Annotated in this window: 9 protein-coding genes and 1 pseudogene; 7 read left to right on the forward strand and 3 right to left on the reverse strand. The window is 60.5% G+C overall.

Going from position 1 to position 10,863, the window contains the following annotated elements; genetic code table 11:
- Nucleotides 1–1,151, reverse strand: a pseudogene (locus tag IVB32_RS19925) (hypothetical protein); the annotation flags it as partial.
- Here IVB32_RS19925 and IVB32_RS19930 point away from each other — a divergent pair.
- Nucleotides 1,117–1,935 carry a hypothetical protein gene (locus tag IVB32_RS19930; RefSeq protein ID WP_247410989.1) on the forward strand — a complete coding sequence of 273 codons (819 nt, stop codon included), beginning with the start codon at nt 1,117–1,119 and terminating at the stop codon, nt 1,933–1,935. The pseudogene IVB32_RS19925 and the gene IVB32_RS19930 sit on opposite strands and share 35 nt — an antisense overlap.
- Nucleotides 1,936–2,544: 609 nt before the next feature.
- On the opposite strand, the gene IVB32_RS19935 is transcribed toward IVB32_RS19930, so the two are convergent.
- Together IVB32_RS19935 and IVB32_RS19940 are read right to left on the reverse strand one after the other, a co-directional pair.
- A complete protein-coding gene (locus IVB32_RS19935) occupies nt 2,545–3,087 on the reverse strand; it encodes a hypothetical protein (RefSeq protein ID WP_247368015.1) in 543 nt (180 codons plus the stop codon).
- 141 nt (nt 3,088–3,228) lie between these two features.
- Nucleotides 3,229–3,846 carry a sigma-70 family RNA polymerase sigma factor gene (locus IVB32_RS19940; protein ID WP_247368020.1) on the reverse strand — a complete coding sequence of 206 codons (618 nt, stop codon included), beginning with the start codon at nt 3,844–3,846 and terminating at the stop codon, nt 3,229–3,231.
- Between the two features lie 776 nt (nt 3,847–4,622).
- On the opposite strand from IVB32_RS19940, the gene IVB32_RS19945 reads away from it, so the two are divergent.
- The 6 genes from IVB32_RS19945 to IVB32_RS19970 form a co-directional block, all read left to right on the forward strand.
- Nucleotides 4,623–4,817 carry a hypothetical protein gene (locus IVB32_RS19945; protein WP_157643074.1) on the forward strand — a complete coding sequence of 65 codons (195 nt, stop codon included), beginning with the start codon at nt 4,623–4,625 and terminating at the stop codon, nt 4,815–4,817.
- Between the two features lie 11 nt (nt 4,818–4,828).
- Complete coding sequence (locus tag IVB32_RS19950; RefSeq protein WP_247368038.1) at nt 4,829–6,184, forward strand: HlyD family efflux transporter periplasmic adaptor subunit; 1,356 nt, start codon at nt 4,829–4,831, stop codon at nt 6,182–6,184.
- 3 nt (nt 6,185–6,187) lie between these two features.
- Nucleotides 6,188–8,578, forward strand: coding sequence for a peptidase domain-containing ABC transporter (locus IVB32_RS19955; protein ID WP_247368025.1), 2,391 nt, complete (start codon nt 6,188–6,190; stop codon nt 8,576–8,578).
- Nucleotides 8,579–9,537: 959 nt separating this feature from the next.
- Nucleotides 9,538–9,957, forward strand: a complete 420-nt coding sequence (locus tag IVB32_RS19960; protein WP_247368028.1) for a hypothetical protein — start codon at nt 9,538–9,540, stop codon at nt 9,955–9,957.
- Between the two features lie 317 nt (nt 9,958–10,274).
- Nucleotides 10,275–10,487 (forward strand): hypothetical protein, encoded by a 213-nt coding sequence (locus IVB32_RS19965; protein ID WP_247368031.1) that lies wholly within the window; start codon nt 10,275–10,277, stop codon nt 10,485–10,487.
- A 168-nt stretch (nt 10,488–10,655) separates the two neighbouring features.
- The coding region (locus IVB32_RS19970; RefSeq protein WP_247410993.1) for an ERF family protein at nt 10,656–10,863 on the forward strand (208 nt) is incomplete at its 3' end.

The following is a 10,863-nucleotide window of genomic DNA, read 5'->3' on the forward strand; positions in this document are numbered from 1 at the left end:
GCAGCGGGCGCCGCACTCGCCAAAGCATCGCCAGCCACGCTGTCCGTGTCGACGGGATGCGACACCTCGCCGGCCGGATTGGTCAGAGCGGCAACTGTTGTGGTTAGCACAGGTGCGCTCGTGTCAAGGACCGGCGCGCCACTCGCAAGTGCATTGCCAGCCAAATCGGTGGGCTGTGATACATGACCAGGGGCACCGTTACCGGTGATCAGTTCCGCCTCCGCGATCTCAAGGGGTGATGCTGAACTATCAAGCGTGTCAGTTCCCGTGCTTTCCGATGCAACCGTTTGCGACAACGCGGTCGACTGAGTGTCTGGACCCGTCGTCTGGTCAACCACCTCGTTGCTCACCGTGCTCACGGTGTCGCTAGCTGTCGCGAGCGCCGGCGGCACCGTCGCCTCGACCGGCGCAATCGCACCAACCGCGTCGTTAGCTAGTGGGCTGACGGTGTCGGTCGCCGTCGCGAGTACTGGCGGCACCGCCGCCGCGACCGGCGCAATTGTTCCAACCACGTCATCGGGCAGCGTGCCCGCGGTATCGTCCAAGGTCGTGAGCGTTGGCTGTGCCGCCTCGACCGGCGCAATTGCGCCAACCACGTCGTTGGGCAGCGCGCTGACGGTGTCGGTCGCCATCGCCAGCGCCGGCGGCACCGCCGCCTCGATCGGCGCAATCGCGCCAACCACGTCGTTGGGCAGCGTGCTGACGGCGTCGGTCGCCGTCCCGAGCACCGGCGGCACCGTCGCCTCGACCGGCGCAATTGCGTCAACCACGTCGTGGAATAGCGTGCTGACGCTGTCGTTCGCCGTCGCGAGCACCCGCGGCACCGTCGCCTCGACCGGCGCGATCGCGCCAACCACGTCGTTGGGCAGCGCGCTGACGGTGTCGGTCGCCACGGCCAGCGCCGGCGGCACCGCCGCCTCGATCGGCGCAATTGCGCCAACCACGTCGTTGGGTCTCGTGCTCACGGTATCGGTCACCGTGGCGAGTGCCGGCGCTACCGCCGCCTCGACCGTCTCAATCGCGCCAACCATGTCGTTGGGTAGCGTGCTGACGCTGTCGGTTGCCGTCGCCAGTGTGGGCTGCGCCGCCGCCTCGATCGGCGCAATTGCGCCAATCATGTCGTTGGATAACGTGCTCACGGTATCGGTCACCGTGGCGAGTGCCGGCGCTACCGCCGCCTCGACCGTCTCAATCGCGCCAACCATGTCGTTGGGTAGCGTGCTGACGCTGTCAGTTGCCGTCGCCAGTGCCGGCGGCGCCGCCAACTCGACCGGCGCAATTGCGCCAACCACGTCGCTGGATAGCCTGCTGACGCTGTCGGTCGCCGTCGCCAGGATCGGCGGCACCGCCGTCTCGACGGGCGCAATCGTTCCAACTACGTCGTTAGGCAGCGCGCCGACGCTGTCGCTCGCTGCCGCCAGTGCCGGCGGCACCGCCGCCTCGACCGGCGCGATTGCGCCAACCACGTCGTTGGATAGCGTGCTCACGGTGTCGGTCGCCGCGGCGAGTGCCGGCGGTACCGCCGCCTCGATCGACGCGACCGCCTCAACCACGTCGTTGGGCAGCGCGCTGACGGTGTCGGTCGCCGTCGCGAGTGCCGGCACCACAGCCGCATCGAGCGGCGCGATCGCGCCGGCCTCGTCATCGGATCGCGTGCTGACGGAGTCGCTCGTGGTCGCGAGCGCCGGCGGCACCATCGCCGCGACCGACGCAATCGTGCCGGCCACGTCGTTGGGCACCGTGATGACGATGTCGCTCGCCGTCGCGAGCGTCGGCGGCACCGCCGCCTCGACCGGCGCAATCCCTACCACCACGTCATTACTAAGGCCGCCGAGCATTCCAAGCGGGGGAAAGGAGTTGACGATCGACGGGCTAAACGAGTCGCAAAGCACATTAGACCCAACGGATTCGAGCGTTGACTCACCCGGCAATTGAGTGCTTCCGAGGTCGGAATCCGCTGAAAGCGAGTTGACGCGACTGACGCAACTAACGTCGGCTGAGGCGTGAGCATGGTGCTTGCAAAAATCGACCTCGTCGCCACTCCCACCCCCACCCCCAGAGTTCGCAGTAGCGACTGCTTCGCCACGAGCGGTGCTCGGTCTGGGCGCGTCTTCATGCGGCTCCGCCAGGAGCCCGGTCGGATCGAGCTGAGCCACATGCGTGTCCCACGAGGCGGCCGGCCCTTTTGGCCTCTCATCCTCCGCGCCCGGTTTCGCGGGATCGCTCGCAGGCAGCTCGTCATTTGTCCCTTGCGGCCCCGCACCTGCTTGAGCGGCTGTCGCGTCTTCTTGCTTGGCCAGCGCAGATTTGAACGGGGCGGCAAGAAACTCCTCGCAGGCAACTAGCTGGGCAATAAAGAACGACCGGGTCAAGAAACTGAAAGAGCCGGATCGCTTGTCGGCGCGCTGCACTCCGGCTTCGAAAATCTTCCGCTCTTGTTCGAACAATTCGCGCTTTTCTACCTGGTGCATGACCGCCGCCTTTCTTGATCAAAAATCACCCTCGCCCGGCAGCATTCACCGCCAGGCGAGTCTCTTCGGCATGTCAGGCGTCCGTGTCGTGCGACGTATCCGTCGCCGTGTCGAAATGCCCTACGTCGAAGTGATCCATTGGGCCCATCAAACCGATGGCGTATTCGAGCGCATCGTCGCAAGACATCGAAGCTAGCGCGCCGTGTATGTCACCCGAATGATCTGGACCGTGCGAGCTGAAATCACCCGCGAACTCACTATGGGAGAAGTCGAACTTGGCCAGCGCGTCACCCGGACTGCGATCGGTGTCGCCCCTGCTGCCATCGTCAGCCGGCTCGAGATCGCAATGGTCCTTGGGCTGGTATTCGCCGTCGTTGGCGTCCTTCCAGCCCCCATCGTGCTCTGGGTAGTCGCCCTTGGGGTAGGCGCCGCTAAGCTTGGCATAATTGTCCTTGCCGTCGCCGTTCTTCGAGCAGTCGTCGTCAGCGCTGTGATCGTCGTTCCATTTTGACAGCCTGCCGTCGTCATAATCGTCGGGCTTGGTTGACGTGCATTGCTCGGGTGGGGCACCCTTTATCAGCCCGAGAATGCTCGTAACACTGCTCAGGATAGACATGGCTTCGCTCCTCGCTTCAGCTTTGCGACAGTCGCGGGCACGTGCGTCACGCGCGCGTGCCCTGCCCGGATCACCGCGCCATCACCCCTACTGTCGCCGAAGCACGCCGATGGATGCAGCGGCGAAAAAACAATTCACGCGTCATTCGAGCTGCCGGCGCATGGCCACAAGCTCTCTCCGGATCCACGCCTTGACGGTTCCGACAGGAACCCGGAGGTATTCGGAAATCTCCTCGTGCGTGCGCCCGTCGACGATCGCCAGAAGCAGGCTCGCGCGGCGCTGTGGCTCGAGTTGATCGAGCATGGTTCGCAGCGTCATGCTGTCTGGGATACAAGAGGCAGGGTTCGGAGCGGCCTGCTCGCGCGCGCAAATGGCATTCAATGCATCGTCCTCGAGCGCGAGTTCGCGCCTGGCGTTCTGCCGCATCTTGAGCGCCGTGTTGCGGACGATCGCGTAAATCCAGCCCCGGGCGGATCCTCGTGCAGGATCGAAGTTTTTCGCATATCGGAGAATCTGCGCGAATGCGTCGTGGATGACGTCCTCGGAACGCGATCTGTCGTGCACGATACGGTGCGCCATCGCGCGCAACTGTTCCTTCTCCCGCGCGTAGATCTGGCCGACGGCGGACTGCGATCCGGAGGCGCACTCAAGCAGAGCTGTTTCGTAATTAAGAGCCGTCTCGCCAGTGAGATAGCTGTCATGGCGCGCTACGCCGCAGCGAGACCCTGCCTTTGTTAAATCGAGGCACTGATGGGGCATGGTCGAAGTCACCCCTCATAAGGCAGAGCAGATGCGCGACATTTTCACGCACAGGGCCTGCGGCATTTAATATCGCGCATTTAATTCATTTAAATGATCGGTTTTAAAAAAATACGAAATAGCTGTCGGCGAACTCAAGTCAGCAAGCATCGACTTCGTTCCCGGAAGTTTTCAAAAATTTTTTTCCCAATCGCCAAAGAGTGCAGGCGGACCATAGCACGTCGTTCTCGGCGGCCAGGTGAGCCGCTGAGAGGAGCAACGTAAGTCCTCGAGCCAACTTCCAAAATGGAGAGCGTCAACATCGTCGCTAGTCGCGTTTATAACTTCAGAGCACGCATCGGATCCGACCACCATGTAATGCCATCGAGGGACATTCGAAGCACCTTCAACACGCTATGTGACAGGACGTGACAGGGCGCGGCGACTTGCGCAGCTTCCGCGATGAGTGCAGCGATCGAAACAAGCTAAGGCGCTTCTTGGGCCGAGCTCGCCACATGGCGCGTCATCGCGCTTTCCTTGGAAGGCGCGATGTCGCATCTCAGCCGCGCAGAACATCCAGCAGACCAGACCGTCCAACTCACTGTGACGAAGCCGCCACCGAGTCCCACCTTAAAGCGCCTTGCACACGACGCTGCAGAACGCGATACAACAAGCGTCAAACACGTGCCGCTCACAAAATTTAGGCGACCGTGCATCCAGATTGGCGTCTCGCACCTAGTGATGACGTGGCAACAGTTACATCAATGTTCCGCCACTTACATCGAAAGGAGACCAACATGCTGGAGATGACCAAACTTGCTCACCCTATCGAACTGTCTGATGAGGAGCTCGACCTCGTGGCCGCCGGCACCGGCGGCTGTGGCTGCCAGGATGGCGGATCACTGATCCGAACTGGCGACATCAATGTGCTCAGCGGAAACCAAGTTCAGGTTGGCCTGCTGTCCAAGCAGTCCCAAGTCTTTATTGGGTAAAGGCGGGATGCATCGGCGAACCGCTTCTCCAGCAGGGGAAGCGGTTCTCCGGTAGCCATCCGCAGTCTTGCTTTGGCGGAAAGATACTCCGCGCAGCGCTTCAGCAAGGTGCGTCCATGGCGAACCGACCAACTCTGTTTCGTAAGGAAGCCGTCGACTTTTTGCATCAGCGCCACACCTGGGGTGAGGTCGTATTGCTGCAGCCGCTGTCGAGCACACTTCTTAGCTGGAGCCTTGCGGCGCTCGTTGTATTCATTTTGTGTTTTCTCTCCATCGCGCAATACGCCCGCAAGGAGACCGTCTCCGGGTATCTGACGCCGACCTCCGGCACAGCTAAGATTTTCGTATCACAACAGGGCTTCATCAAGGCGATACACGTGAAGGAGGGGCAAGAGGTTTCGGGGGGCGACCCGCTCCTGACCATAGTTACTTCCCAAATCACGGCCAATGGCGATGACGTCAATGCGACCGTACTTGCGGTGCTGACGCAGCAACGGAATGTGGTCGAGCGACAGATCGATGCCGAAGATCGCCGAACCGCCTCAGAACGGGATCGCCTCGGTTCCACGATCAAGGGGATTGAAGGAGAGATTATCCAACTCGAGGACCAGCGGAACATCCAAAACGAGCGACTGAAACTTTCCGAGAGCTTCGTATCAACGGGCGCTAAGCTAACCGCGAGCGGCGCATTACCAACGATTGAGCTCAAGCGCCGCGAGCAGGCCGCACTTGAGCAAAAGCAGAGTGTGGTGTCGCTCGATCAGCAGATCACCGCGCGACACATCCAGTTGACAGACGCTCGGCATACACTCGAGCAACTCCCAACCATCGCCGCAGAGAGGATCCGAGGACTGCGTAATGAACTGTCCTCGATCGAACAGCGCGTGGCCGAAGTGAATGGGCGGCAGGCTTACGTTATCAAGGCGCCAACGAGTGGGCGCGTATCGACGCTGCAGGCGACAATGGGCCAAATCGCGGATCCCCGGCATATGCAGCTCGAAATCATTCCCGTTGATGCGCCCTTGCAGGCCGAGCTGTTCTTTCCGACACGCGCGTTTGGTTTTGTGCGTCCCGGCCAGCAGGTTCGGATACTTTACGATGCATTTCCTTACCAGAAATTCGGCACCTACCGCGGCAGCGTGACCAACGTCTCTCACACCATTCTGACCGGCAACGAAACGACCGGGCCGATCGCCCTCAAGGAACCGGCTTACCGTGTGACTGCGGCTCTCGAGCGGCCCGACATCGACGCCTATGGCCGTAAGATGCCGCTTCAGCCGGACATGCTGCTCAGGGCCGACGTGATCCTCGAGCAGCGGTCCCTGATGAGCTGGCTGCTTGATCCGGTGTTAAGCGCAAGGATGTAGCCCATGCAGGGACTATTGAATTTCAGCGGACGCAGAGTCCTCCCGGTCATTCGGCAGACGGAGGCGACGGAATGCGGGCTCGCGTGTCTTGCCATGGTAGCGTCTTATCATGGTCATCGAACTGACTTGAACAGCCTGCGGCGCCGGCATCCAGTGTCCCTAAAAGGCGCCACTCTCCGCGACCTCATGGAAATAGCAGCTCGCCTGGGGCTGGCGTGTCGGCCGCTGCGAATCGAGATCGGCCATCTCTGCCAATTGCGTCTGCCGGCTATTCTGCACTGGGACATGGCTCATTTCGTTGTTCTGAAAGCATACAGGAAGAAGGGGATCGTGGTGCACGATCCGGCAGCCGGCGAGAAATGGTTTCCCCTCACTGAAGCATCTAGACATCTCACCGGGGTCGCGCTCGAGCTCTCGCCCACTGAAGAGTTCTGCCGCACAGACGAGAGAGTGAGATTGCCGTTCTCGGTATTCTGGAGCGGAATGAACGGTAACACTTGTGCCCTCGCCCAAATATTAGTTCTGTCAGTGGTCATCGAAATTCTTCTCCTCGCCGCCCCTTTCTATATGCAGCTCACCGTTGACGAGGTCATCGCCAGAGGCGATGTCGATCTCCTGGTCGTCCTGGGGCTAGGATTCGCGCTGCTTCTCCTGATACGGGTAGCGTCGACCGCGACCCGCTCGTTCATTATTCTTGTTCTGCAGAACACGTTGAGTTTTCAGATCGGCGCGCGGCTGTTTCATCATCTGGTGCGCTTGCCACTCTCATTCTTCGAAAAGCGGCACATCGGCGACATCCTGTCTCGCTTCAACTCGATCGAGCCCATCCGCAACGTGCTCGCGGAGGGATTGATCACGGGGTTGATTGACGGTCTCATGTCGGTATTGATGCTGGTGTTGATGTTCACCTACAGCGTCCAGCTCGGACTTGTTGTCCTGCTGGCGTTCGCGTTGTATGCCGCCCTGCGGCTCGCCCTTTTCAGCACGTTCCGGCAACGGAGCGAAGCGGCCATTCACAGCAAGGCAGATGAGAACTCCACTTTCATCGAAACCGTGCGAGCAGTGCAAAGCCTAAAGTTGCTCAACCGAGAAAACGAACGGGAGAGCCAGTGGCTGAACCGCTATGCTGCATACATAACAGCCAACGTGCGGCTAGGTCGGGCCAGGATCAGCTTCAAAGCGATTAACGACACGATATTCGGCTTGGAGAACGTAATCACAATCTACCTCGCCGCTCGGCTCGCACTGGACAACCTCATCACGGTTGGCATGATATTCGCGTTCGTCAGCTACAAGCTGCAGTTCGCTGAGCGGACAGCCCTGCTGATCGAGAAGCTGGTGGATGTCCGCATTCTCGGACTGCACCTGGAACGTCTCGCAGACATTGCGCTCACCCCGCTCGAGCGGGGGCACGACCGAGACCTGTCGTATAACCGACAGATTTGCGGCATGATCGAACTGCGTAACGTGTGCTTCCGGTATGCGGAAGGAGAGCCTCTGATCGTTGACAACGTGAATCTGTGCGTTGCTCCCGGACAATTCGTGACGATCATGGGACCATCGGGCTGCGGCAAGTCGACTCTTGTCAAGATTATGCTTGGGCTGCTCGAGCCAACGAGCGGAGAGGTTCTGATCGACGGTCTTCCGCTGGGCCAGATCGGACCACGCGCTTATCGCGAGCAAATTGGGGCGGTGATGCAGGAGGATCAATTGCTATCGGGATCGATTGCCGACAATATCTGCTGTTTTGATACAACCTTCGATCTGCAAGGGATGATCGATTGCGCGCGGATTGCGGGCATCCACGAAGATATCATGGCAATGCCGATGAGCTACAACAGCCTCATCGGCGACATGGGAAGTTCGTTATCCAGTGGGCAGAAACAGCGAGTCCTGCTTGCGCGCGCGCTCTATCGCCGACCAAAGATCCTGTTTCTCGACGAGGGTACGGCACATCTCGACACCGAGAAGGAGAAGGAAATCAATACGAATCTCCGCCGTCTAAACATGACGCGCGTGAGCGTAGCGCACCGACCGGAAATTACCCATGGAACAGATATGATCATCCATCTTGCCGCGGCGGCCAGACCGTTTCGGGCCGGAATGACGAGCCTCAGACGAGAAGCGGGGCCTGCGCAAGATGTCCGCGTCACCGGGTTTGCCGCCGAAGGTGCGAAATCGGCCGAGACCGGCCACGATGACTGCCCCGGTGACCCCACGGGCGATTGCTCGAAGCGCGATAGTGACTGGAAAGACGCCAAGGACGACGACTGCCATTCACAGAAGGACTGCTGCCAGCCGCGGAAAGACTGCAACCCCAAGCCGTCCGACGACTGTGGCAAAGCCGACAACCCCGGTGAAGCGCTGGCCAGGATCGACTTCTCACGATGCTGATTCGGCTCGCGCAGTCCGGATCCTTCGCGTGACATGCAAGGCGCACTCGCTTCGATGACCCGCTCGGATACGCCATCGGCTGGCCAAACGCCTGCTGAAGTCGCGCGAGGACGTCCTGGCCGGATAGGACTCAACAAGCCGATTCATTGTTGCCTGGATTCCGATGTAAGGCCGGGCTCAACTTTCCCCCAGCCTTGAGCCTGGGTCGCTCCGAACCTCATGGAATTAGTCTCGATGCTCACGCTCCGGTTGGCTGCTGCCGCCATCAAGGCATTCGAAGAACGCCTCGAACAAACCAGTCGCGGTCTCGCCTGTTCACGCGGGCGGGGCGCCATCAATATGCGAAACACCGACGTTTTCGCAGATTGAGACGAACGCCCTCTTCGCCTCAGCGTCCTCAAAGCAAAATCGTGTGCCTTGGACTCCGCGCTCGATCCACCAGTCGATTTTGTTTGCCCGCGAAATGCGGGATGCCTCTCCGCGCAACTGATCCAATTGCCTTCCATAGGCCCGAACGATCACACAATTTGTCATTCTCTTATCCCCCAAAAAAGCGCTGTTCTAACTAGCCCTGAACGCAAGAGTGCTTCCGGCTGCTCATCGCGCACGCGCGGTGAGCGATCCCTTCAAAACGCCAGAAAGTCATACAGTCAGTCGCTCCGCAGCGATCGCACGTCAATCGCTCCTGGCCGAGCATGTAGCGCCCGTGGATCCCGTTAGCGGCATTTTTGCACGATGGACAAATCAACAAAAAATTGCGCATACGCCAGCGCATCACCAGACCGCCCAACACCTTCGACGCCCCTTCGTGAATCAGGTATCTCGCTGAGGAGAAGCTTAGCGAAACTTTGCACGCCTGAATGTTCGATCGCGAACACAGGAACCGCCCTGCGGTTGCTCAGAGCGTGGTGGTATCCTTTCGGAAAGCTGCTAGGCTACCCTCAACTGCGAGAGAGCGAATGAGCGATGACGCGAAAGATGCAGGCCTTGCGGCGTTAATCAGTGGTATTTTTGCTCGGTCCGCGTCGCCCGTCGCCGCGCCTCCGGCGCCGGAGATGCCGTCAACACTCCAACGGGAGCCCGCGGTCGCGGCAGCGCCGCCAGCCAAGCCGCTCGTTCCCTTGTCCCCGGGCGGCCCCGATGAAAAACGAGCGCGGCTGCCCGCGGTGGCGATCGCCGACCTCGTCCTTGGTGAGCTTCGCAAAATGGATGGCTTTCCGAAATCCGGAGTCTCGATCACCGTCTACGGAAGTCGACCTTGGAACGCCATGATCAGGTTCGCACCGTTCTCGACTACGTCGCAAGACGCTGCACGCCTGCGCCACGCTGTGCCCGACATCGTCTTCAGGCTTCGGGGGTACGTCAAGCTCGAAAACTAGGTTCTGCCGATCACGTTCGCCAAACTCGCCTCCTATCCCGCCGGGCTCGGCGTGACTTCCGACAATTGGACTTGCTGCGCCCATCCCCCTGCCGTTGTGAAATCTAGGAAGTCGGAAAAGGGCGCTCATAGCCCTCAGCGGAAGTATGGATGTGCCCGCGTTTCGTCCGCGGCCTAATAGCACGTCCTGTTCCCGCGAGTTCCGATTTCGCGGACTGGTCAGGGGAGGGCCACCAAGGCTAATCTGAGGGAGGGAATCATGGCGAACCTGGTCCTTTGCCGCCCCTAGCGATCCCGACGACGCTCCAGGACTCGTTGATGGCGCGCCTCGATCGATTGGCGCCGGTAAAGGAAGTCGCCCAGATCGCAGCATGCATTGGACGCGAATTCGAACACGAGCTTCTAAGATCGGTAACGGCGCTCGACGAACACGCGCTGCAGCGTGCTCTCAATGATCTAATGACAGCGGAACTCATATTCCGCCTGCCGGCAGTAGTTTTGCCTTTGGCCAGTTCAGAGAGCCAGCGATGATGCAGCCCTTCAGTCAATCCATCAGCCAAATCGCCGGCGCGTTAGCCCGCGCGCAGGCTGAACTGCAAAATCCCGAGAAGTCCCTCACCGCCCACCATCGCCTCGCCCTTCCCGCGGGAAGAAAGCCGCAGCTTCCGCTATGCGTCACTGGCGAGCGGGCTGGAGATCGTGCGCAAGTGCCTGAGTAAGCATGAGATCGCCATCATTCAGGCCACCGCCGTCGAGCCAGCGACAGCACTGATCAAGCTCACAACCACCCTGCTGCACAGCTCCGGGGAATGGATCGCCTCGGATTGGCGGGTATGCCCGGCCGCCGACATGGCGGCTCCGCAGCGGATGGGCGCAGCGTTGACATATGCCCGCCGCTACGCGCTGT

Origin of the sequence: Bradyrhizobium sp. 23 (genome assembly GCF_023073295.1) — a bacterium.
In the GTDB taxonomy this organism is placed as follows: domain Bacteria; phylum Pseudomonadota; class Alphaproteobacteria; order Rhizobiales; family Xanthobacteraceae; genus Bradyrhizobium; species Bradyrhizobium canariense_D.

Excerpts from the sequence above, each read along its gene's own strand:
- IVB32_RS19930 (WP_247410989.1), top strand. The coding sequence starts at position 1,117 with ATGTCGTTGGATAACGTGCTCACGGTATCGGTCACCGTGGCGAGTGCC.
- IVB32_RS19935 (WP_247368015.1), bottom strand. The coding sequence starts at position 3,087 with ATGTCTATCCTGAGCAGTGTTACGAGCATTCTCGGGCTGATAAAGGGT.
- IVB32_RS19940 (WP_247368020.1), bottom strand. The coding sequence starts at position 3,846 with ATGCCCCATCAGTGCCTCGATTTAACAAAGGCAGGGTCTCGCTGCGGC.
- IVB32_RS19945 (WP_157643074.1), top strand. The coding sequence starts at position 4,623 with ATGCTGGAGATGACCAAACTTGCTCACCCTATCGAACTGTCTGATGAG.
- IVB32_RS19955 (WP_247368025.1), top strand. The coding sequence starts at position 6,188 with ATGCAGGGACTATTGAATTTCAGCGGACGCAGAGTCCTCCCGGTCATT.
- IVB32_RS19960 (WP_247368028.1), top strand. The coding sequence starts at position 9,538 with ATGAGCGATGACGCGAAAGATGCAGGCCTTGCGGCGTTAATCAGTGGT.
- IVB32_RS19965 (WP_247368031.1), top strand. The coding sequence starts at position 10,275 with ATGGCGCGCCTCGATCGATTGGCGCCGGTAAAGGAAGTCGCCCAGATC.